At 71.5% G+C, this 22034-nt stretch carries 16 protein-coding genes; 11 read left to right on the top strand and 5 right to left on the bottom strand.

The annotated features are described in order from the left end of the window. The 4 genes from HHL10_RS23370 to HHL10_RS23355 all read right to left on the bottom strand — a co-directional run bounded on the left by HHL10_RS23370 (position 1) and on the right by HHL10_RS23355 (position 6344). Positions 1 to 1275, bottom strand: coding sequence for a 3-methyl-2-oxobutanoate dehydrogenase (2-methylpropanoyl-transferring) subunit alpha (locus tag HHL10_RS23370; protein ID WP_169162817.1), 1275 nt, complete (start codon positions 1273 to 1275; stop codon positions 1 to 3). Between the two features lie 419 nt (positions 1276 to 1694). Continuing rightward, positions 1695 to 2633: a YcjF family protein gene (locus HHL10_RS23365; RefSeq protein ID WP_169162816.1), complete on the bottom strand. Its 939-nt coding sequence runs from the start codon at positions 2631 to 2633 to the stop codon at positions 1695 to 1697. Between the two features lie 207 nt (positions 2634 to 2840). Then, complete coding sequence (locus HHL10_RS23360) at positions 2841 to 4331, bottom strand: serine/threonine protein kinase (RefSeq protein WP_169162815.1); 1491 nt, start codon at positions 4329 to 4331, stop codon at positions 2841 to 2843. A 171-nt stretch (positions 4332 to 4502) separates the two neighbouring features. Beyond that, the gene (locus HHL10_RS23355) at positions 4503 to 6344 is read right to left on the bottom strand and encodes a glycoside hydrolase family 15 protein (protein ID WP_169162814.1); all 1842 of its coding nucleotides are present in this window, start codon (positions 6342 to 6344) and stop codon (positions 4503 to 4505) included. 160 nt (positions 6345 to 6504) lie between these two features. On the opposite strand from HHL10_RS23355, the gene HHL10_RS23350 reads away from it, so the two are divergent. The 11 genes from HHL10_RS23350 (at position 6505) to HHL10_RS23300 (ending at position 19111) form a co-directional block, all read left to right on the top strand. Further along, positions 6505 to 7155, top strand: coding sequence for a cytochrome c3 family protein (locus tag HHL10_RS23350; RefSeq protein ID WP_169162813.1), 651 nt, complete (start codon positions 6505 to 6507; stop codon positions 7153 to 7155). A gap of 96 nt (positions 7156 to 7251) precedes the next feature. After that, positions 7252 to 10095 carry a 4Fe-4S dicluster domain-containing protein gene (locus tag HHL10_RS23345; protein WP_169162812.1) on the top strand — a complete coding sequence of 948 codons (2844 nt, stop codon included), beginning with the start codon at positions 7252 to 7254 and terminating at the stop codon, positions 10093 to 10095. Positions 10096 to 10102: 7 nt separating this feature from the next. After that, positions 10103 to 12178 (top strand): quinol:electron acceptor oxidoreductase subunit ActD, encoded by a 2076-nt coding sequence (locus HHL10_RS23340; RefSeq protein ID WP_235971750.1) that lies wholly within the window; start codon positions 10103 to 10105, stop codon positions 12176 to 12178. After that, positions 12175 to 12813: a c-type cytochrome gene (locus tag HHL10_RS23335; protein ID WP_310734665.1), complete on the top strand. Its 639-nt coding sequence runs from the start codon at positions 12175 to 12177 to the stop codon at positions 12811 to 12813. The genes HHL10_RS23340 and HHL10_RS23335 overlap by 4 nt, the downstream gene beginning before the upstream one ends. Next, complete coding sequence (locus HHL10_RS23330; RefSeq protein WP_169162811.1) at positions 12810 to 13916, top strand: hypothetical protein; 1107 nt, start codon at positions 12810 to 12812, stop codon at positions 13914 to 13916. Before HHL10_RS23335 ends, HHL10_RS23330 begins: the two co-directional genes overlap by 4 nt. Further along, positions 13903 to 14244 (top strand): hypothetical protein, encoded by a 342-nt coding sequence (locus tag HHL10_RS23325; RefSeq protein WP_169162810.1) that lies wholly within the window; start codon positions 13903 to 13905, stop codon positions 14242 to 14244. Before HHL10_RS23330 ends, HHL10_RS23325 begins: the two co-directional genes overlap by 14 nt. Positions 14245 to 14753: 509 nt before the next feature. Further along, complete coding sequence (locus tag HHL10_RS23320) at positions 14754 to 15533, top strand: SCO family protein (RefSeq protein WP_205833176.1); 780 nt, start codon at positions 14754 to 14756, stop codon at positions 15531 to 15533. After that, entirely contained in the window at positions 15530 to 16489 is a 960-nt protein-coding gene (coxB, locus tag HHL10_RS23315; RefSeq protein WP_169162808.1) for a cytochrome c oxidase subunit II, read from the top strand. Before HHL10_RS23320 ends, coxB begins: the two co-directional genes overlap by 4 nt. Then, the gene (gene ctaD / locus HHL10_RS23310; protein ID WP_169162807.1) at positions 16486 to 18138 is read left to right on the top strand and encodes a cytochrome c oxidase subunit I; all 1653 of its coding nucleotides are present in this window, start codon (positions 16486 to 16488) and stop codon (positions 18136 to 18138) included. The genes coxB and ctaD overlap by 4 nt, the downstream gene beginning before the upstream one ends. Then, positions 18135 to 18758 (top strand): cytochrome c oxidase subunit 3, encoded by a 624-nt coding sequence (locus tag HHL10_RS23305; protein WP_169162806.1) that lies wholly within the window; start codon positions 18135 to 18137, stop codon positions 18756 to 18758. The genes ctaD and HHL10_RS23305 overlap by 4 nt, the downstream gene beginning before the upstream one ends. Beyond that, positions 18755 to 19111 (top strand): cytochrome C oxidase subunit IV family protein, encoded by a 357-nt coding sequence (locus tag HHL10_RS23300; RefSeq protein WP_169162805.1) that lies wholly within the window; start codon positions 18755 to 18757, stop codon positions 19109 to 19111. Before HHL10_RS23305 ends, HHL10_RS23300 begins: the two co-directional genes overlap by 4 nt. Positions 19112 to 19114: 3 nt before the next feature. Here the strand turns inward: HHL10_RS23300 and HHL10_RS23295 are convergent, their stop codons facing one another. Then, on the bottom strand, positions 19115 to 22033 hold the full coding sequence (locus tag HHL10_RS23295) for an FAD-binding and (Fe-S)-binding domain-containing protein (protein ID WP_310734664.1): 2919 nt from the start codon (positions 22031 to 22033) through the stop codon (positions 19115 to 19117). Between the last annotated feature and the right edge of the window lies 1 nt (position 22034).

Raw genomic sequence — 22034 nt, 5'->3', positions numbered from 1 at the left:
TTAGGCCCCCTCGCCGGCGCGGCGCGCCGCCTCGGCCTCGTGCGCCTGGCGCAGCTGGTCGCGCAGGTGCGGCGGCATGGCCGCGAAGACGTCCTCGAACATCGATTCCAGCGGGGGGATGTGGCCGTCGAGCAGCGTCCCGTGGCGTTCCGCCTCCTTTTGCGCCGCCGCGACCTCGGCTTCGAGAGCCTTGCGCGTGCGCTCGTGCTCCTCGTCGCTCCAGGCGCCGAGCACGATGAGGTGGCGCTTGAGCCGCTCGACAGGGTCCCCGAGCGGGAAGTGCTCCCAGTCGTCAGCGGGCCGGTAGCGCGACGGGTCGTCGGAGGTCGAATGCGCGCCGGCGCGGTAGGTCACCCACTCGATCAGCGTCGGGCCGAGGTTGCTGCGCGCCCGCTCGGCGGCCCAGCGCGAGGCCGCCAGCACGGCGAGGAAGTCGTTGCCATCGACGCGCAGGCTGGCGATGCCGCAACCGACGCCGCGAGCGGCAAAGGTCGTCGCCTCGCCGCCGGCGATCGCCTGGAAGGTCGAGATCGCCCACTGGTTGTTGACGACGTTGAGGATCACCGGCGCGCGGTAGACGTGGGCGAAGGTCAGCGCGGTGTGGAAGTCGGCCTCCGCGGTGGCGCCGTCGCCGATCCAGCCGGAAGCGATCTTCGTGTCGCCCTTGATCGCCGACGCCATCGCCCAACCCACCGCCTGGATGAACTGCGTGGCGAGGTTGCCGGAGATCGTGAAGAAACCGGCCCGCTTGTAGGAGTACATCACCGGCAGCTGGCGGCCCTTCATCGGGTCGCGCTCATTGCTCATCAGCTGACACATCAGCTCGGCCATCGGGATGTCGTCGCGCGCGAGCAGCAGCCCCTGCTGGCGGTAGGTCGGGAAGCACATGTCGCCCGGCTCCAGCGCCAGGGCATGCGCGGTCGCGATGGCCTCCTCGCCCAGGCACTGCATGTAGAACGAGATCTTCTTCTGCCGCTGGGCGGTCAACATCTTCGCGTCGAAGGCGCGGGTGCGCAGCATCGCGACGAGGCCGCGCCTGAGCAGCGCGGCGTCGGCAGCGGGCGCCCATGGACCGACCGCGCGGCCATCGTCGTCGAGCACGCGCACCAGCGCGTAGCTCAGGTCGGCGGTGTCGGCCGGCGCAACGTCGATCGGTGGCCGGCGCGCGGCGCCGGCCGGGAACAGATGCAGGTAGGAGAAATCGGTGTGCTGCCCGGGGCGCCCGCTCGGCTCCGGGACGTGCAGGCGCAGCGGCTCGCGCGGTCTGTTCGTCATCCGCAATCTCCTCGGCGCGATGGTGTCGCGCGGATGTGCCGCACAGCGTAGCCGAACCGCGGCGCCGCAGTGAGCCGACGAACGCGGGTGCGGATGGCCGGGCGATGGCGGCCTCGATGCCGGCCGGCCTGATCTCGCCGTCGAGGCGGGCAATTGCATTCACGTAAGGTTCGACGCTTCAGCAACCAGATCAGCGTCGCGACATTCATGCTCGTGCGAGCACGCCTTCACATCGGCACCCGTTTCGTCCGCAACTTGAAGGAATGCTCATGCGGCGTGCGTGAGGCTGCCGCGAGAGCGTTGGTGGCCGATCCCAGGCTCGCAAGGTCAGTGGACCGCCACGGCCCGGCCTTCAGGCGTGCGTGGTAGCGGCCGGGCTACCACCGTGGCGGCTGCTGGACAATGGCCTCGCCCGGCCCTCAGCCGCCCCGCACCAGCGCCAGCACCTTGCCGGCGTCGAGCCCGCGGGCCTTCTCCTGCATGGCCGGCAGGTAGCGCCCCTGGAGGTTCTGGGCCTCGGCAACGACGCTGGCGTAGGCGTCCTTCAGCATCTGGGGCGACAGGGTACGCCCGCCGGCGTAGTAGCGCTTGGCGACGTGGCCCAGCGCATAGGTCGTGGCGAAGCTCATGCCCGAGCTGACCGCCTGTTTGCCGAGGCCGCCGAGCATGCCGCCGCCGAGTTTGCCGAGCAGGCCGCCGAGCAGCTTGCGGCCGGCCTGTTCGAGGTACTGCGAGGTCAGGCCGACACCGACGGTCGCGAGGAAGTCCTTCACGTGGCCGCTGTCGAGCTCATAGCCGTGAGCGTGGCCAATGCGGTAAACCAGCTTCATCTGCAGCGGAATGATCGCCATCGTCGACAGGGTCTCGGGCAGCAGCTCCAGGGCACCGTTGAGGATCGCGGCGTTCAGGATGGCCTGGTCAAGGGCGACATGGTCCGCGGCGGCCGGCGCCGTTGGACCCAGGGCCGCCGCGGGCGCATCGATGGGCGCCGCCGCGATCTCCTCGGCCTGCGCAGTGAAACGCCCGGCCGACACGCCCAGGCCGAGCTGGCTGCGAAGGCTGGCCAGGAAACGCGTCTCGGCCTCCGACTGTGCGCCATCGGCGTCGCAAACGCAGACCGCCATCTCGTAGGCGAGCTGCCGGGCCTCGGCACTGCCGAGCTGGGCCACCGCCGAAGCGGTATCGACACGTTTCATCAACACGTCCTGGTAGAGCGTCGGCAGGTGCACGCCATCGGCCTGGCCCAGGCCTTGCGCGATGCGCTTGATCTCGTCGCGTTCGCGGTCGTGCTTGTCGCCGTCGGCAAATGCCGCCAGCACGGCGATGGTGACGATGGCGCGGGTGTCGGCAGGGGTCATGGGACAGTTCGCAGGCAAGTGAGCAAGGCGGGTTCGGTCGCTGCCGGGCGCAAAGGTTCCGCCTGTCGGCGGCCGTTCAAGTCGGGCAGCGACGTTCCTGCTGCAAGGCTGCGCTTGAATCACCCGTCCCCGATGCGAGGCTGCCGTGGCAGCCGTACCAGCGAGAGTGAGATGGCAGCAACGTCATGCGCCTTCATCACGCCATATCTAACGACGGCAGCCCAACTGGGCAAACCTTCGCTGCGCCAACGCATTGCCGTCGAGGGCCAATATATGCGTCAGGCTTTCACACTCCGCCTTCCTGGCAGCAGCCTGGCGCGCGCGTGATGAATTGGCGCCTTGGGCGTTTCTGAAAGGCTGTTGCGAAAGCGCCTTCTTCTTCGGCGCTGCCGGGCTGGCGAGTTGTGCCGCCGGTGGCGTGGGGAGCCGCACCTCGGGGGCTTGAGGTGCGGAGAAGGGCAGCGCAGGTGTATCCGGCTTCGCTTCAGCCGGCGTACTGGAAGACTGATCGCTCGGAGCCGAGCCGGGATCATCTGAACGGACAGCAACTGTCAGGCCCTTGTCTGCCATGTGCACCGTGGGCCTGGACCATGGTTCCCACAACGCCAAGCCCCCCAAGGTCACGAGCAGCGCCGCGATGCCGCCGGCCCATGACAAGGCTCCCTGCCCTGCGGGCAGAAACCCGAAGGGCCGTGTCTCGCTTTTGCAAAGCTTGGGCGTGCGTGCATCCCGACGCTTGCCCATGGAGTTTTTCAGGCCCCTGGCCTTTTCCTGTGCATCCAGCCTGCGCAGCAGGTCCAGGGCAGCCGTGATGCTCGCTGGCCGCTGTTCAGGCCAGACAGCAAGGCAGTGGTCGATGAACTGCAGGAAGGCAGCCGAATAGCGCCGCCGGCCCAGCATGAGTGCGGAAGCCATGGCATCGTTGTTGATGCGCTCCACCGATGCCGTGGGCACTTTGCCGGAGATGGCGTAGTACAGCAGCGCACCCAGCGCGTACAGGTCGGTCCAGGGACCCTGCTTCAAGGCAGCCGAATCACCGTACTGTTCAAACGGCGCAAACCCCGGCTTGAGAAGCCCCGCCAAGGCCTGCGTCGCATGGCCGATATCCTGCTTGGCGGAACCGAAATCAAGCAGCAGGGGCCGGTCGCCGGGCAACAGCAGGATGTTGTCGGGTGCGATGTCCCGGTGCAGCCACCCCTGCTGGTGCATCACGTCCAGCCCCTTGAGCACGCGCTCCACCAGCTCCCGCAGCCACTGCTCCGGTGGCGGAGCAGTCATGCCCTCCAGGCGCTGTTGCAGTGTCTGGCCCTCGTAGAACGGCATCACGATGTATGCGGTTCCAAGCTCCTCCCAGAAGCGGTACACCTCCACCAGTGCCGGGTGCTTGAACTTGGCAAGGCTGCGGGCCTCTCTGATGAAACTGCGCAGTCCGAGCTCGAAGGTCTTGCGATGCCGCTCCGACAGCGGCTCGATGGAGTAGTCGGCCAGCCGCTGTGCCAGGGACTGGGGCATGAACTCCTTGATCGCGACCAGACGCTCCAGCCGGGTATCGAATGCCAGGTACACGATACCGAAGCCGCCCTTGCCAAGAACCCGCTCGATCCTGAACTCCGCCACCGAGTAGCCCGGAGGCAGCACACCAAGCAGCCCGATCTGGCCTTGGTCGCTGGCTTTGCTGTCCGTGTCGGCGGAAGACATCTGTGTTCCAGATCCGGGGGTGATGCCAAGGGTTGATCGTCAGCAGTCCAAGGTCGCTGCTTTCGTGTCTGGGACCGGCAGGATGCCCGGCATGACTCGGTCTCGCATGCCGCTGGATTGATGATAGCCACACACGGCCGTTGCATTCCCGCGTGTGGCTTGCGTGACAAGTCACGGCCATGCCGGAACGGCACGGGGACACGCCACCCCGCTTGCGCTGCCCTGCGCCCGCCCGATGGCCAATGCCGATCGGATCAGCGCCAGGTGCGTGTAGCCCTGCGGGTAGTTGCCCAGCAGCTCGCCGCTGCCTGGCTCGATCTCCTCCGCCAGCAGCCCGAGGTCGCTGGCGAAGGAGGTGATGTGCTCGAACAGGGCGCAGGCCTCCTGCACGCGGCCCTGCAGCGCCAGGTTCTCCACCAGCCAGAAGCTGCAGATGGCGAACGTACCCTCGTCGCCGTCCAGCCCGTCATCGCTGCGATAGCGCCACACCAGGCCACGGTGCATCAGCTCCTGGCTGATGCGCTGCACCGTGGCGCGCATGCGCGCGTCGCCGGCGGGCAGGAAGCCCACGATGGGCATCATCAGCACGCTGGCGTCCAGCGCCTGACCGCCCAGCACCTGGGTGTACGCACCGAGCGCCGCATTGAAACCCTGCTCGTGCAGCACGCGCGCGACGGCATCGCGCTCGCGCCGCCACCAGGCCGTGTCGCCCTCGATGCGGCCCGCCGCCGCCAGGCGCAGCGCGCGGTCCAGCGCCACCCAGCACATCAGCTTGGACGACACGTGATGGGCCGGCGCGCTGCGCATCTCCCAGATGCCCTGGTCCGGCTGCCGCCAGCGCCGCGCGGCCTCGTTTGCCAGGTGGGTCAGCACCCGGGCCAGTGCCGGGCGCACCTGCGCGCGCCGGCCTTCCAGGTAGACATGGGCGGCGTCGAGCAGATGCCCGTAGATGTCGAGCTGCACCTGGTTGGCGGCCCCGTTGCCGATGCGCACCGGCCGCGCGCCGCGGTAGCCGGCCAAGTGTTCCAGCACCGCCTCCGGCAGCCGCTCGCCGCCATCGAGCCGGTACATGATCTGGATGCGGCGCTCGGGCTCCCACAGCCGCGAGAGCCAGTGGAAGAAGCGGTCGGCCGCGTACTCGTGGCCCACGGACAGCAGCGCGCCGAGCATCAGCGCGGCGTCGCGCAGCCAGCAGAAGCGGTAGTCCCAGTTGCGCACGCCTCCCGGCGCCTCGGGCAGCGAGGTCGTGGGCGCGGCCACGATGCTGCCGCCGGGCGCGAAGGTCAGCAGCTTCAGCACGCGCGCGCTCAGGGCCACGGCCTCCGCGTACGGTCCGGTGTAGCGGTTGAGGGCGCCCCAGGCACCCCACTGCCGCAGCGTGTCCCGCAGCGACCGCTCCCAGGCCGCGGGGCCCTGCCCGGCCATGCCCGCACGGCCATGCGACAGCACCACCCAGGCGGCGGCGCCGGCCGGGATGTCGAGCCGGCCGCGCACTTCGCCGTCCACCACCTGCAGCCGCACTTCGGGCACCAGCGCCAGGTGCAGCGACTCGTCGCCGGCGTCGGCCCGGCATCCGCCGGGCTGCGGCGCCAGCCGCGCGGCCTGGCGCACGAAGTCGAAGGTGGGTTTGAACAGCAGGTCCAGCGCCACGCGGCCCTGCAGCCCCTCCACGCGGCGCAGCACGCTGAAGTACGCGTGCCCGTGCGGCGGCAGGTCCGGCGCGAGCAGGTCCGGCGCGGGCATGAAGTCCGTCACCTGCGCCACGCCGTCGGCGGTCTCGAAGCGCGTGGCCAGCACGGCGCTGCCGTCCAGATAGCGCCGCTCGCAGCGGCTCGGCGCGGCCGGACCGAGCCTGAAGCAGCCGCCGATGCGCGCATCGAGCAGGCGGCAGAACACGGCCGGGCTGTCGAAATGCGGCAGGCAGCACCAGTCGATGGAGCCGTCGCGGCTCACCAGCGCGGCGGTGAAGGTGTTGCCGATGAGCGCGTAGTCGGCGATCGGGGGTTGGCGCATCGCGGGCACGACAGGAGGACGCCGCCGCACCGGTGAGCCGGTGCGGCCCTGCATGCGGGCGCGGCGGCAACCCACATGCCGCCGCACCCGCACGCAGGGTCCCGGCGCATGCCGATTGCCGCACCGGCACACGCTCCCGTGACCAAACCCGCCGCCGCCCATGGACCCCGTGTTCCGCCGCCGTGCCGAGCTGGGCGTGAAGCTCGCCTTCCTGGCGCTGGGGGCGCTGCTGGCCGTGGCCTTCGGGCTGATGGTGTGGCGCGACCGCTCGTACCAGCCGGTGGGCGAGCCGGTGGCCCAGCCCATCCCCTTCAGCCACAAGCACCACGTGGGCGACGACGGCATCGACTGCCGCTACTGCCATACCACGGTGGAGCGCAGCGCCTTCGCCGGGCTGCCCTCCAGCGGCATCTGCCTGAGCTGCCACTCGCAGCTCTACACCGACCAGGCCGTGCTCCGGCCCCTGCGCGAGAGTGCCGCCAGCGGCCGGCCCATCGCCTGGCGACGCGTGCACCAGCTGCCCGACTTCGTGTTCTTCGACCACAGCGTGCACGTCACCAGGGGCGTGGCCTGCGTCGAATGCCATGGCCGCGTGGACCAGATGCCGCTGACCTGGCGCGTCGCGCCGCTGCAGATGCAGTGGTGCCTGGGCTGCCATCGCAACCCCGGGCCGCACCTGCACCCCAGGGAGCAGGTGTTTTCCATGCAGGCCGCCACCCCGCCGACGGCGCAGGACGTGCAGCGCCTGGAGCAGCTGATGCAGCTGCCCGACACGCGGCGGCTGACGGACTGTTCTACCTGTCATCGCTGATACGTTGGTGCAAATGCTTCCACCCGCTCCTGCACCACGAAGGGGCATGACGCTTGCCTTGCGGATTCGCGCCTGACAGCGGCCGTGGTGCCCGCGATGCCTCCCCCCTCCGCCCAACCCTCGCCCGTGCACGTGGTGCGCGGGCAGCCGGGTGTCAACCGGCGCCAGGCGCTGTCGCTGCTGGCGGCCTCGGTGGCGCTGGCCAACGGAGCGTGCAGCGCGCCGCCCAATGCCCGGATCTATCCCTTCGTCCACATGCCCGAGGCGCAGGCGGTGGGCATGCCGATCCACTACGCCAGCGCCTGCGTGCGCGACGGCTGCGCGCAGGGCGTGCTGATCGGCACGGTGGAGGGGCGGCCGATCAAGATCGAGGGCAACCCGCTGCACCCCTCCAGCCTGGGCGCCACGGACGTGTTCGCGCAGGCCTCGGTGCTGCAGCTCTGGGACCCGGACCGCTCCGCCACCGTGCGCCAGGCGCTGGGCGGGGTGCCCGGCGCCACGGCGGCGCAGGCCGCGTCCAGCTGGGCCGCCTTCGACACGGCATGGCGGCAGCGGGCCCCAGCGCTGGAAGCGGACCGGGGCCGGGGACTGCACCTGCTGACCGGGCCCTTGAGCTCGCCGACGCAGCGCGCATTGATCGAGCAGCTGTTGCGCCGCTTCCCGCTCGCGCGCTGGCATGTGCACGACCCCGTGCGCGACACGGCGGCGCGGGACGGCACGCGCGCCGCCTTCGGCCGCGAGCTGGCGCCGCTGCCGCGTCTGGAACGCGCGCGCTGCGTGCTGGCGCTGGCGGCCGACCCCTTCAGCGACGGCCCCGGCGCGGTGCGCCACGCGATGGACTGGTCCGCGGCGCGCGAGCGGGGGCGCGCCGACGGCCGCCTGCCGCGCCTGTTCGCGGCCGAGGTGTCGCCGGGGCTGTTCGGCGCGCGCGCCGACGAGCGGCTGGCGCTGCCGCCGCACCGCATCGAGGCGCTGCTGTGGCGCCTGGCACGCCATTGGTGGGCTGGGCTGCCGCCGGTGCCGCCCGCCCAAGGCGCCGAGGCGGCGTTCGAAGCGCGCGTGCTGCGCGCGCTGCAGGAGGCCGGGCCGGACGCGCTGGTGCTGGCCGGTCCGAACCTGTCGGCCGACGCGCACGCGTTGGCGCTGGCGCTGAACCAGCGCCTCGGCACGCTCGGCCGCACGCTCGACCTCATCGAGCCGCCCGACGCGGCGCCGCAGGCCGGCACCCTGGCCGAGCTGGCGCAGGCGTTGCGCGACGGCGCGGTGGACACCCTGGTGATGCTGGACAGCAACCCGGCCTACGACGCGCCGGGCGAGCTGGGCATGGCGCAGGCGCTGGCGCGCGCGCGGCTGAGCGTGCATGCCGGGCTGTACGCGGACGAGACGGCCCTGCGCTGCCACTGGCACCTGCCGCTGTCGCATGACTACGAGTCCTGGGGCGACGCGCTGGCCCACGACGGCAGCGCGACGCTGCTGCAGCCGGCCATCGCGCCGCTGTACGACAGCCGCTCGGCCATCGAGCTGCTGGCCCTGCTGGCCGGCGACGAGCAGCGGCAGGGCCAGGCGCTGGTGCGCCGCCAGTGGCGCCGGGGCGCGGACGAGGCGGCGTTCGAGAGCTTCTGGAGCGAGGCGCTGCGCCGCGGCGTGGTGCCGGACAGCGCCTTCGCCCCGGTCGCCGTGCCTCTCGCGCGGCTGCCCGAGCATGCGCCCGCGGCGCCGGCGGGCGCGCTGGTAGGCGTGTTCGCGCCCGACGCGAGCGTGCACGACGGGCGCTTCGCCAACCTGGGCTGGCTGCAGGAGCTGCCGCGGCCCTTCAGCAAGCTCACCTGGGACAACGCGCTGCTGCTGGGCCCGGGCACCGCGGCGCGGCTGGGGCTGGCCACGGGCGAGCTCGTGCGGGTCGAGGCGGGCGGGCGCAGCCTCGACGCGCCGGTGTGGGTGAGCGCGCGCCACGCCGAGGACGCCGCCACGCTGCCGCTGGGCTGCGGGCGCTCCCAGGCCGGCCGGGTCGGCAGCGGCGTGGGCTTCGACGCCTACGCCCTGCGGCCGGCGCAGGGTGGGCCGCCGGCGCTGAACCTGCGCCCGCTGGGCCGGCGCCATGAGTTCGCCGTCACGCAGCACGAGCTCGGCCAGGCCGGGCGCGAGATCGTGCGCAGCGTGCGCCCGGGCGAGCGGCTGCGCTCCGGCGAAGAGCGCCCGCCCAGCCTCTACCCCGAGGTCAGCTACCCGCAGCATGCCTGGGCCATGGTCATCGACCTGGACGCCTGCATCGGCTGCAACGCCTGCACCGTCGCCTGCCAGGCCGAGAACAACATCCCGGTGGTCGGCAAGGAACAGGTGGCGCGCGGGCGCGAGATGCACTGGATTCGCGTGGACCGCTATGACGATGCCGGCCCCCAGGGCCGCGACACCGCCTTCCAGCCGCTGCCGTGCATGCACTGCGAGAAGGCGCCGTGCGAGCTGGTGTGCCCGGTGGGCGCCACGGTGCACGACAGCGAGGGCGTGAACGTGCAGGTCTACAACCGCTGCATCGGCACGCGCTTTTGCTCCAACAACTGCCCGTACAAGGTGCGGCGCTTCAACTTCCTGCAGTTCACCGACGCCACCACCGAGACGCTGCAGGCGCAGCGCAACCCCGACGTCACCGTGCGCCAGCGCGGCGTGATGGAGAAGTGCAGCTACTGCCTGCAGCGCATCAGCCGCGCGCGCCACCACGCCGAGGCCACCGGCGCGCCGATCCGGGACGGCGACGTCGTCACCGCCTGCCAGGCGGTGTGCCCCACGCGCGCCATCCACTTCGGCGACCTGAACGACGAGGGCAGCGACGTCGCGCGGTTGAAGGCATCGCCGCGCCACTACGCGCTGCTGGGCGAGCTGGGCACGCAGCCGCGCACGACCTACCTGGCGCGCGTGGCGGCCCCTTCCGACCCCACGGGCTGAGGCCGCCATGCACGACCGTCCGGGCCCGCCCGCGCCGCCCGTGTCGCGCGACATCGGCGTGCTGCATGCCGGCTGGGGCTACGCCAGCATCAGCGACAAGATCGCCGACCTGGTACTCACGCGCCCGCTGCGCGGGCCCTGGCTGGCGGGCTTCGCGCTCACCCTGGCCGGCACGCTGGTGCTGCTGGGCGCCATGGCCTACCTGTTCACCACCGGCATCGGCCTGTGGGGCGTGAACATCCCGGTGGCCTGGGGCTTCGCCATCGCCAACTGCGTGTGGTGGATCGGCATCGGCCACGCCGGCACCTTCATCTCCGCGGTGCTGCTGCTGCTGCGCCAGCGCTGGCGCACCTCCATCAACCGCTTCGCCGAGGCCATGACGCTGTTCGCCGCGGCCATGGCGGGGCTGTTCCCGATCCTGCACCTGGGGCGGCCCTGGTTCTTCTACTGGCTTGCGCCCTACCCGGACAAGATGAACCTGTGGCCGCAGTGGCGCAGCCCGCTGGTGTGGGACTTCTTCGCCATTGGCACCTACATCATCGTTTCGTTCCTGTTCTGGTACCTGGGGCTGATCCCGGACCTGGCCACGCTGCGCGACCGCGCCGACTCGCGCTTCAAGCGCGTGGCCTATGGCCTCTTCGCGCTGGGCTGGCGCGGCGAGGCGCGGCACTGGGCGCGGCACGCCTCGGCCTACCTGCTGATCGCCGGGCTGGCGACGCCGCTGGTGGTGTCGGTGCACTCGGTGGTGTCGCTGGACTTCGCCATCGGCAACACGCCGGGCTACCACTCCACCATTTTCCCGCCCTACTTCGTTGCCGGCGCACTCTTCTCCGGCTTCGCGATGGTGCTCACGCTGGCCATCCCGCTGCGCCGCGCCTTCGCCCTGCACGACTTCATCACCGACGTACACCTGGACCATGCCGCCAAGGTGCTGCTGGCCACCGGCGCGCTGGTGGCCTACGGCTACCTGAGCGAGACCTTCATGGCCTTCTACAGCGGCGACACCTACGAGATCGCCATGACGCAGGACCGCTGGAGCGGCGCCTACGCGCCGGTGTACTGGAGCATGCTCGCCTGCAACGTGCTGGTGCCGCAGCTGCTGTGGTGGCGGCGCGTGCGGCGCAGCGCGCTGGCGCTCTTCGTGCTGAGCCTGGTGATCAACCTGGGCATGTGGATGGAGCGCGTGACCATCGTCGTGCAGAGCCTGCACCGCGATTTCCTGCCTTCCTCCTGGGGCCTGTTCGTGCCGACGCTGTGGGACTGGGTGTTCCTGCTGGGCTCGATCAGCGCCTTCGCCTGGCTGTTCCTGGTCTTCATCCGCGTGCTGCCGGCCATTTCCATCTCGGAGATGCGGCTGCTGGTGAAGGAGAACGCTACCGAAGCGCCTTCCCCCGATTCGCGAACGCCAATCGAATCCCCCGTTCGCCCTGAGCTTGTCGAAGGGCAGGCGCTGACACACGGGCATGGCGGAGGCTTCGACGAGTTCAGCCCGAACGGGATTGCCTCAGTGCGAGGCGCAAAGCAGGACCTCGCCGCGGCACCGGCTTCGCACGGGCGCTCGCCCTGGGGCCTGCTGGCCGAGTTCCGCACCGCCCATGAGCTGCTGCGCGCGGCGCGGGCCGCACGCCAAGCCGGCTACGCGCGCGCAGAGGCCTACGCGCCCTTCCACGTCGAAGGGCTGGCGCAGGCCGTGGGTTTCACGCGCAACCGGGTCGCCCTCGCCACCTTCGTCGGCGCGCTGCTGGGCGGCACCTTGGGCTACCTCATGCAGTGGTACTCGGCGGTGGTGGACTACCCCATCAACGTCGGCGGGCGGCCGCTGCACAGCTGGCCGATGTTCGTGCCCGTGGCCTTCGAGCTCACGGTGCTGGGCGGCGCGCTCACGGCCTTCGCCATGGTCATCTTCGGCAACCGGCTGCCCGACCTGGCGCACCCGGTGTTCGCGGCGCCGGACTTCGACCTCGCCACGCGCAACCGCTTCTTCCTGTGCCTGCGCGCCGACGATCCGGCCTTCGATGAGCAACGCAGCGCGGCTTGGCTGGACGGGCAAGGGCCGATCCGGCTTTCGGAGGTGTTCCGGTGAGGCACCCGTGGCCGTTCCTGCTGTGCTGCCTGCTGCTCCCGGGCTGCGAGCGGCTGATGCGCAACATGTACGACCAGCCGCGCCTGGACTCGGGCGAGCCCAGCTCGCTGTTCGCCGACGGCAAGGCCTCGCGCCCACCGCCGCCGGGCAGCGTGGCCCATGCGATGGGCGACCTGGCCGCCACCAGCAGCGGCCGTCGCGGCGACGAGGTGACCACGCAACTGCAGGCCGCGCAGGCCGCCACGGCGCTGCCACCGCTGACGGCCGGGCTGCTGCGCCGCGGGCAGGAGCGCTACGGCATCTACTGCCTGCCCTGCCACAGCCCGCTGGGCGACGGCGACGGCCCGGTGGTGCGGCGCGGCTTCCCGGCGCCGCCCAGCTACCACCAGGAACGGCTGCGCCAGGCACCGGACCGGCATTTCTACGACGTGATCACGCAGGGCTACGGGGTCATGGTGCCCTACGCCGACCGCGTGGCACCGGACGACCGCTGGGCCATCGTCGCCTACATCCGCGCGCTGCAGCTCAGCCAGCACGCGCGCCTCGACGCCCTGCCGCCGGCGCTGCAGGCCGCACTGCGGGCGCTGCCGCCGCCGGCGGCGGCTTCGGCGGCCGGAGAAGGGAACGGGCGATGACCACCGCCGCCGGCCGGCCGCTCACGCGCCGCCGCGTCGCGGGCTTGGTCGCGCTGGCGCTGGCGCTGCCCGGCGCGGCGCTGGATGCGCGGCTGTTCTGGGCCTGCTGGCTGGCGGCCTGGTGGTTCGTCATCGGACTGATGCTGGGCGGGATGGTGAACCTGTGGCTGCACCGCCTGGTCGGCGGTGCCTGGGGCCAGGCGCTGCGGCCGGTGGCGCTGGCGGCGGCGGCGCGACTGCCCTGGGCGCTGCTGCTGTTCCTGCCGCTGGCGCTGGGCCTGCGCCAGCTCTACCCCTGGGCGGCCGACCCGCGGGGCTGGGCGCAGGGGCTGGCGCGGCCAGCCTTTCCCACCTTCTGGCTGCAGCCGGGCTTCGTCGGGCTGCGCCTGGCGCTGTACGGCGCGCTGTGGTGGTGGCTGGCGCGCCCGGCCTCGCTGGCGGCCAAGGGGCGCGCGGCGGCGGCGCTGGCGCTGTATGCGCTCACCGGCACGCTGGCCTCGGTGGACCTGCTGATGTCGCTGGTACCCGGCTGGTTCAGCACCGCCTTCGGCCTGGTGGTGCTCTCGGGCCAGGCCCTGGGCGGCACTGCGCTGGGCGTGTGGCAACTGGCGCGCTGGGCGCCCGAAGCGCTGGAAGCCGAGGCGGCCGAAGGCGTCCCGCTGGCGCGCGACCTGGGCAACCTGCTGCTGATGTGGCTGATGACCTGGGCTTACCTGGCCTTCATGGAGTTCCTGATCATCTGGGCCGAGAACCTGCCCGCCGAGATCGCCTGGTACCTGCCGCGGCTGCGCAGCGGCTGGTGGTGGGTGGGCGTCGCGCTGGTGCTGCTGCAGCTCGCGCTGCCGCTGCTGGCGCTGCTGCAGCGCCGGCTCAAGGACCGGGCGCGGTGGCTGGGCATGATCGCCGCGGAGCTGCTGCTCACGCAGGCACTCAACACCGCCTGGCTGGTGCTGCCCTCGGTCGCCACCGGCACCTGGCTGGCCTGGTGGCTGCTGCCCTTGCTGGCACTGGGCATGGGGCTGCTGCTGTTCGAGGCGCCGGCGGGCGCGGCGGTGCCGGCGCCGGAGTCGGCTGCGCCGGAGGTTCGGCATGGCCGCGCCTGAGTTGCCCACCGGCCGCATCGCCCTGGCCGGCGCGGCCCTGGCCGGCACCGTGATCGGCGTGGTGGTGCTGGTGCTGCTGGGGCTGCACGGTCGGAACATGCCTCCCGGCGGGCAGCGGTTGGCGCAGCCCTACACGCTCAGCATCCCCGGGCCCAGGCTGCAGAGCGCGCCTCAGCCGGACCTGGCCGCCTACCTCGCGGAGAAGGAGGCCCGGCTGCATGGACGGGGCTGGGTCAATGCCGGCGCAGGGATCGTGCACATCCCGATCGAGGACGCGATGGCGCTGATGGCGGCGCCGGCGGCCAGCGCGGCAGGGAGGGCGCCATGAGTGCCCACTGCACACCCAAGGAAGTTGACGGCTCGACCACACGCCGGAGGCTGCCAAGCCATGCACCCCACTTCGCCATTCCCGCGCGGGTGCACGGCTGTCCTGGGAGGGGTGTGGGTCTTCTGCAGGACGAAGTACAGGCGGCGCTCCTACTACTTCGTCATTCCCGCGCAGGCGGGAACCCAGGCGGTCCCCAAGCCCGCCATATGCCGATTGGCCGGCATGCAGGCAGCTCGTATCTCGGTTCGCTGCGCTTCTACTTCACTCTGACGTGGGACCGCCTGGGTCCCCGCCTGCGCGGGGATGACGAAGCAGTAGACAGAGCAGATCGGCTCACGGCCAACCTCCACAAACCTTCCCGGACAGCAGTGCGCTTGCGTGGGGATGACGATGCAGTGAGCCAACCCGGCTCACCGTCAGTCGCGAGAGAGCCCTGGCCGCGCCTTCAACTGCCGCGCGCAAGAGCCCGCACGACGCTCGCCGCCTGTCTCGCACTCTGGCTGCTGAGCTTGAGCCAAGCCCTGGCTCAACCGCTGTCCTTGCCCCCGCCGCTCCCCGACGCCGGCCTGCAGCAGCACCTGGACGCGCAACTGCCGCCCGACCTGCCGCTGGTGGACAGCAGCGGCCGCCCGCTGCGCCTGGGTGAAACCTTCGGCGACCGCCCGGTGCTGCTGGTGCTGGGCTACTACCACTGTACGCAGCTGTGCGGGCTGCTGATGCACGGCCTGCTCGAAGCGCTGCACGACGGCGGCCTGCCGCGCAGCGCGTACCGGATCGTGCGGGTCAGCATTGACCCGGCCGACACACCCGCCACCGCCAGCGCGTTGCGCACCGCGGACCTGGCTTACGCCGACTTTCTGGAGGCCCATCGGCCACCGCAGGAAGCGCTGGATCTGCGTCTGCTCACCGGCGCCGAGGCGGCGCTGCGCTCGCTGGCGCACGCCCTGGGCTGGCGCTACCGCCGTGCCGGCGAGCCTGACGGCCCGGCCGAGGGCTACGCCCACCCCGCCGTGGCGGCGGTGCTCACGCCCGATGGGCGCGTGTCGCGCTACCTGCCGGGCGTGCGCTTCGACCCGGCGCAGCTGCGGCTGGCACTGGTGGCCGCCGGCGAGGGCCGCATCGGCGGACTGTCGGACCGCCTGGCGCTGCTGTGCGCCCACCTCGATGCGCGGCTGGGACGCCACAGCGCGGCGGTGCTGCAGGCGGTGCGCGTGGTGGGGCTGCTCACGGCGCTGGCGCTGCTGGCCTTCGTGGCGCGGCAGGCGTGGCCGGGAAGGAAGGCCCGATGAGCACCGAGGTCGATGCCGGCCTGTCCGCGGGTTTTCACCTGCTGGACCAGACCGCCTCCACCGCTGCCACGCCGGTGGACGCGCTGTTCACGGCCCTGGTGATCCTGTGCGGCAGCGTGGCGCTGGCGGTGTGCGCGCTGATCGTCTTCTTCTGCGTGCGCTACCGCCACGGCAGCAGCGCCGCGCGCGCAGGCCCCAAGCGCACCCTGACCTGGCTCGAAGTGGCCTGGACGCTGACACCCTTGTTGATCTTCGTGGGCATCTGCGCCTGGTCGGCGCGCGACTACCTGCGGCTGTACCGGCCGCCGCCCGAGGCGCTGCCCGTGGCGGTGGTGGCCAAGCAGTGGATGTGGAAGCTGCAGCACCGCAACGGCCGGCGCGAGATCAACGAGCTGCACGTGCCGCTGGGCCAGCCGGTGCTGCTGCGCATGAGCGCGCAGGACGCCATCCACAGCTTCTACGTGCCGGCCTTCCGCCTCAAGCAGGATGTGCTGCCCGGGCGCATCACGGCGCTGTGGTTCACGCCCACGCAGCTGGGCGAGTTCCACCTGTTCTGCGCCGAGTACTGCGGCAGCGAACACTCGCACATGATCGGCCGCGTCGTGGTGATGCGCCCGGACGACTTCAGCCGCTGGCTGGCCGAGGGGCCGGCGCAGCCCAGCCTGGCGCAGTACGGCTTCGCCCTGTTCCGCCAGCTCGGCTGCAGCGGCTGCCACGCCGCCGGCTCCACCGTGCACGCGCCGCTGCTCGACGGCCTGCCCGGACGCCGCGTGCACCTGCAGGACGGGCGCGCGATCGTCGCCGACGACAACTACCTGCGCGACAGCATCCTGCTGCCGCGCAAGGACGTGGTGGCCGGCTTCGAGCCGGTGATGCCCTCCTTCGCCGGGCAGGTGAGCGAGGAGGACATCCAGGCGCTGATCGCGTACCTGCACGCCACCGGGGAGACGCGATGAGCTACCTCGACGACGGCCTGACACTGCGCTCGTGGCTGCTGGCGCGCGACCACAAGCGCATCGCCATCCTCTATGCCGTCGCCATCACCGCCTTCTTCTTCGTCGGCGGCGCGGCGGCGACCCTCATCCGGCTGGAGCTGGCCACGCCGGCGGGCGACCTGGTGGGCGACGACACCTACAACAAGCTCTTCACCGCGCACGGCGTGATCATGGTGTGGCTGTTCCTCATCCCCTCGATCCCGTCGGTGATGGGCAACTTCCTGGTGCCGCTGATGATCGGCGCGCGCGACCTCGCCTTTCCGCGCCTGAACCTGCTGAGCTGGTACGTCTATATCGCCGGGGGCGTGCTGACGCTGGCGGCGCTGTTCCTGGGCGGCGTGGACACGGGCTGGACCTTCTACACGCCCTACTCCTCGATGTTCTCCAACGGCTACGTCACGCTGACGCTGCTGGGCGTGTTCGTCACCGGCTTCTCGTCCATCCTCACCGGGCTCAATTTCATCGTCACGGTGCACCGCTGCCGGGTGCCGGGCCTGGGCTGGTTCCAGCTGCCGCTGTTCGTGTGGGCGATCTACGCCACCAGCGTGATCCTGGTGCTGGCCACGCCGGTGCTGGCGATCACGGCGTTGCTGGTGGTGGCGGAGCGGCTGTTCCAAGTGGGGGTGTTCGACCCGGCGCACGGCGGCGACCCGCTGCTGTTCCAGCACCTGTTCTGGTTCTACTCGCACCCGGCGGTCTACATCATGGTGTTGCCGGCCATGGGCGTGGTCAGCGAGATCGTGCCCTGCTTCGCGCGCCGGCCCATCTTCGGCTACCGCTTCATGGCCTACGCCATCCTGGGCATCGCCAGCATCGGCTTCCTGGTCTGGGGCCACCACATGTTCGTGGCCGGGCAGTCGCCGGCGGCCTCGCTGGTGTTCTCGCTGCTGAGCTTCCTGGTGGCGATTCCGTCGGCCATCAAGGTGTTCAACTGGACCGCGACGCTGCACAAGGGCGCCATCCGGCTCGATGCGCCCATGCTCTACGCGCTGGGCTTCGTGGGGCTGTTCACCATCGGCGGCCTCACGGGGCTGTTCCTGGCTTCGCTGTCACTGGACGTGCACCTGTCGGACACGTACTTCGTGGTCTCGCACTTCCACTACATCATGGTCGGCGGCTCGGTGATGGCGTACTTCGGCGCGCTGCACTTCTGGTGGCCCAAGGCGACGGGCCGCGAGTACCCGGAGGTGTGGGCGCGCATCGCGGCGGTGCTGATCTTCCTGGGCTTCAACTTCACCTTCTTCCCGCAGTACCTGCTGGGGCTGCGCGGCATGCCGCGGCGCTACCACGCCTACCCGGCGGAGTTCCAGGTGCTCAACCTGTTTTCCTCCAGCGGCGCGGTGGTGCTGGCGCTGGGCTACCTGCTGCCGCTGGTGTACCTGGCCTGGTCGCTGGCCTACGGCCGAAGAGCCGGTGCCAACCCCTTCGGCGCCACCGGGCTGGAGTGGCAGACGCCGTCGCCGCCGCCCACCCACAACTTCGATGAGCCGCCCCGGCCGCCGCGCCGCGTGTACGACTACGAGCCCGAAGCGGCGGCCCCGTCCGCCCAGCGCGCGGACCCGCGAGAACACCCGCTGCCCGATGCCGGCACCGCCAGCACGCCGCCATGAGCACCGCCCGCGCCGAAGCCGCCGCACCGCCGCCGGACACGGCGCAGCTGGGCATGTGGATCTTCCTCGCCACCGAGCTGCTGTTCTTCGGCGGGCTCTTCGCCGCCTACGCCTGGGGCCGCACGCACTGGAGCGAGGGATTCGGCATCGCCAGCCGCCACACCCACGTGGTGCTGGGCACGCTCAACACGGCGCTGCTGCTCAGCAGCAGCGCGCTGGTGGCCGTGGCGGCGGCCTGCGCGGGCGAGGAGCGGCGCCGGCGCGCGACGGCGCGCCTCCTGGCCGGCGCCGCGCTGCTGGGCCTGGCCTTCATGGCGCTCAAGGGCGTGGAGTACGCCAAGGAGTGGCACGAGGGCCTGTTTCCGGGCCCGGGCTTCGCGCTGGCGCGGCATGCGGGCGCGGAGCTGTTCTTCATGCTGTATTTCGTGATGACGGGCCTGCACGCGCTGCACCTGCTCATCGGGGTGGGCCTGCTGGGCACCTTTGCCTGGGGTGCGTGGCGCGGCTCGCCCTGGGCCGATGCCGGGCACGTTGAGGTGGCCGGGCTGTACTGGCATTTCGTGGACATCGTCTGGATCGTGCTGTACCCGCTGCTGTACCTGGCCGGGAGGGCCACGTGAAGCGCGACGCCGGTGCCTTCAGACGCCGTTGCCGGCGCATCGGCCTGGCCTGGGCCGCGCTGCTGGCGCTGCTGCTGCTGAGCCTGGGCAGCGCCTACGTCCCGCTGGGCCGGCTCAACCTGGTGATCGGCCTCGTGATCGCGGCGCTCAAGTCGGCGCTGGTGCTGGGGCTGTTCATGGGCCTGGGCCGCAGTGCCGCGCTGGCGCGCGTGGCCGCCGCCGTGGCTGCCGGGACGCTGGCGCTGCTGCTCGGGCTGAGCAGCGTGGACTTCGCCACGCGCGTGACGGAGCCCGCGGCCATGCAGCAGCCTCAGCAGCTGCGGCCGCTGCGCCAGGGTGGCACCGGGCGTTGAGCGCTACGGGGCGGCCGCCGGCGCCGCCTCCCCGCCGCTGCACGGCAGCGCCATGCCCAGCACCTCCGCGAGGTGGTGCACCGGCCGCCCGGTGGCCTGGACGATCTGCTCGCGGCAGCTGTAGCCGTCGGCGATCACCAGCGCCTCCGGCGCCATCCCGCGCACGGCGGGCAGCAGCACGCGCTCGGCGCAGCGCATCGACACCTCGTACTTCCTTGCCTCGAAGCCGAAGGAGCCGGCCATGCCGCAGCAGCCGGTGTCGGGCTGGTGCAGCTCCAGCCCCGTCTTCTTCAGCAGCGCCAGCTCGGCCTCGCTGCCCAGGACCGACTTGTGGTGGCAGTGCAGGTGCACCAACGCCGGACGCTGCAGCGGCGCAAGCGCCAGGTCGGGCGCGCTTTGCTGCAAGAAATCGCTGAGCAGGAAGCTTTGGCTGCGCAGCCTCCGCGCCTGCTCGTCGCGCGGCAGCATCATCGGCAGCTCCTCCTTGAACACCGACAGGCAGGCCGGCTCCAGCACCACGATGGGCGTGCCGGCGCGCAACTCGCCGTCCAGCGCCTGCAGCACGCGCCGCAGGTAGGCGCGCGCCGCGTCGAGGTAGCCGAACTCGTACAGCGGCCGCCCACAGCACAGCCGCCGGCGCGGCAGCCGCACCGCGAAGCCGGCGTGCCGCAGCACCCGCACCGCCGCATGCGCCACCTCGGGATGGAAGTGGTCGTTGAAGGTGTCGGGCCACAGCAGCACCTCGCCGCGGACGCCCGGGCCGTCGTCACGCCGCCATTCGAAGCCGGCGCGGAAGCTGCGCCGCGCGAAGGCCGGCAGCCGCCGCTGCGGCGCGATGCCCACGCCGCGCCTGATCAGCCCGGCCCAGGGCTCGTGCTGCGAAACGGCGTTCACCACGCCCGGCGCCAGCTCGGCCAGCGCGCAGCAGCGGTCGATGAAGCCGAACACGCGCGCGGCCAGCGGACGCGGATGGTGCTCGTGGTAGTGCGACAGGAACTCGGCCTTGTACGCCGCCATGTCCACCTTCACCGGGCACTCGTGCTTGCAGGCCTTGCAGGAGAGGCACAGCTCCAGCGCCTCCTTCACCGCCTCGTCCTGCCAGCCGCGCTTGAGCACGCCCTGCTCGCGCTCGCCGTTGAGCATCTCGAACAGCAGGTGCGCGCGCCCGCGCGTGGAGTGCCGCTCCTCCAGCGTGGCCTTGTAGCTGGGGCACATGGTGCCCTCGCGCTTGCGGCACTCGCCCACGCCCACGCAGCGCAGCACGGTGCGGCCGAAATCGCCCTGGTCGTCGGCGAAGAACATGCGCGTGGCCACGGGCAGCGGCCGGTAGCCGGTGCCCAGCCGGAGGTGCTGGTCGGCGCGATACGGGTGCACGACCTTGCCCGGGTTCATCAGGTTGTCCGGGTCCCACAGCGCCTTGAACTCCTCGAAGGCGCGCACCAGCTCCGGCCCGTACATGATGGGCAGCAGCTCGGCCTTGGACTGGCCGTCGCCGTGCTCGCCCGAGATCGAGCCGCCCAGCGAGGTGACGAGCTTCGCCGCGTCGTGCAGGAAGCGGCGGAACTTGTCGATCCCCGGCTGCGTCTCCAGGTCGAAGTCGATGCGCGTGTGCACGCAGCCCTGGCCGAAATGGCCGTAGAGGTCGCAACCATAGCCGTACTGGTCGAAGAGCTTGCGCAGCGCGCGCAGGTACTCGCCCAGCCGCTCGGGCGGCACCGAAGAATCCTCCCAGCCTTCCCAGGTGACGGGCGCATTGGGCACATGCGCCGTGGCGCCCAGGCCGGACTCGCGCACCTTCCAGAGGTGGGCCTCCTGCACCGGGTCGTCCACGCGTTTCATCGTCGGCGGCTTGTCCACCTGCTTCAGGCGGTCCATCAAGGCCTGCGCCTTGGCGTCGGCCTCCTCGCGTGTGTCGCCGCCGAACTCCACCAGCAGCCAGCCCTTGCCCTCGGGCAGCAGGCCGACGTAGTCGATGTGCAGGTGGGTGTGCTTCATGTCCTCGATGAGCCGGTCGTCCAGGCCCTCCAGCGCGATCGGCCCGGCCCGCATCACCTCGACCACGTGGTCGCCGGCCTCGTACACGCTGTCGTAGCCCAGCACCAGCAGCGTGCGGGCCCTGGGGTTGGGCAGCAGCCGCAGCTTGGCTTCCAGGATCACGACACAGGTGCCTTCGCTGCCCACCAGCGCCTTGGCGAGGTCGAAGCCCTTCTCGGGCAGCAGCGCCGGCAGGTTGTAGCCCGAGACCCGGCGCGGGATGTCGGGAAATTTTTCGCGGATCAGCGGCGCGTAGCGCTCGGCCAACTGCTTGAGCCCGGTGGCGATTTGCGCCGAGCGCCCGCCGCCGGCGCGCAGGCGCTCGAAGGCCACGTCGTCGGTGGCGCCCAGCGTCAGGCGCAGGCCGTCGTAAGTCAGCACGTCCAGCTCGATGACGTTGTGCATCGTCTCGCCGCCCATGACCGAATGCGGGCCGCAGGAGTTGTTGCCGATCATGCCGCCCAGCGTGTTGTGGTCGTGCGTGGCCGGGTCGGGGGCGAAGGTCAGGCCGTGGCGCGCGGCCTGGTCGCGCAACTCGTCCAGCACCACGCCGGGCTGCACGCGCGCGGTGCGCGCGGCCGGGTCGATCTCCAGCACGCGGTTCATGCATTTGGAGAAATCCATCACCACCGCGACGTTGCAGCACTGGCCGCACAGGCTGGTGCCGCCGCCGCGCGAGAGCACGGGCGCGCGGAACGCGCGGCAGGCGGCCACGGTGGCAATGACGTCGTCCGCGTCGCGCGGGATCACCGCGCCGATGGGCACCTGCCGGTAGTTGGAGGCGTCGGTGGCGTAGAGGGCGCGGCTGCCGTCGTCGAAGCGCACCTCGCCGCGCACCGTGTCGCGCAGGCGGCGCTCCAGGGCCTCGGCATCGAGCGACGACAGCACG

This window comes from Azohydromonas caseinilytica, assembly GCF_012927045.1.
Taxonomy (GTDB): Bacteria; Pseudomonadota; Gammaproteobacteria; order Burkholderiales; family Burkholderiaceae_C; genus Azohydromonas; species Azohydromonas caseinilytica.
The sequence above is the reverse complement of the archived record's forward strand: the minus strand, read 5'-3'. Positions and strand labels throughout refer to the sequence as shown.

What these genes read in the sequence shown, in the direction of transcription:
- HHL10_RS23370 (WP_169162817.1), bottom strand. Translation starts at nt 1,275, where the DNA reads ATGACGAACAGACCGCGCGAGCCGCTGCGCCTGCACGTCCCGGAGCCG.
- HHL10_RS23365 (WP_169162816.1), bottom strand. Translation starts at nt 2,633, where the DNA reads ATGACCCCTGCCGACACCCGCGCCATCGTCACCATCGCCGTGCTGGCG.
- HHL10_RS23360 (WP_169162815.1), bottom strand. Translation starts at nt 4,331, where the DNA reads ATGTCTTCCGCCGACACGGACAGCAAAGCCAGCGACCAAGGCCAGATC.
- HHL10_RS23355 (WP_169162814.1), bottom strand. Translation starts at nt 6,344, where the DNA reads ATGCGCCAACCCCCGATCGCCGACTACGCGCTCATCGGCAACACCTTC.
- HHL10_RS23350 (WP_169162813.1), top strand. Translation starts at nt 6,505, where the DNA reads ATGGACCCCGTGTTCCGCCGCCGTGCCGAGCTGGGCGTGAAGCTCGCC.
- HHL10_RS23345 (WP_169162812.1), top strand. Translation starts at nt 7,252, where the DNA reads ATGCCTCCCCCCTCCGCCCAACCCTCGCCCGTGCACGTGGTGCGCGGG.
- HHL10_RS23340 (WP_235971750.1), top strand. Translation starts at nt 10,103, where the DNA reads ATGCACGACCGTCCGGGCCCGCCCGCGCCGCCCGTGTCGCGCGACATC.
- HHL10_RS23330 (WP_169162811.1), top strand. Translation starts at nt 12,810, where the DNA reads ATGACCACCGCCGCCGGCCGGCCGCTCACGCGCCGCCGCGTCGCGGGC.
- HHL10_RS23325 (WP_169162810.1), top strand. Translation starts at nt 13,903, where the DNA reads ATGGCCGCGCCTGAGTTGCCCACCGGCCGCATCGCCCTGGCCGGCGCG.
- coxB (WP_169162808.1), top strand. Translation starts at nt 15,530, where the DNA reads ATGAGCACCGAGGTCGATGCCGGCCTGTCCGCGGGTTTTCACCTGCTG.
- ctaD (WP_169162807.1), top strand. Translation starts at nt 16,486, where the DNA reads ATGAGCTACCTCGACGACGGCCTGACACTGCGCTCGTGGCTGCTGGCG.
- HHL10_RS23305 (WP_169162806.1), top strand. Translation starts at nt 18,135, where the DNA reads ATGAGCACCGCCCGCGCCGAAGCCGCCGCACCGCCGCCGGACACGGCG.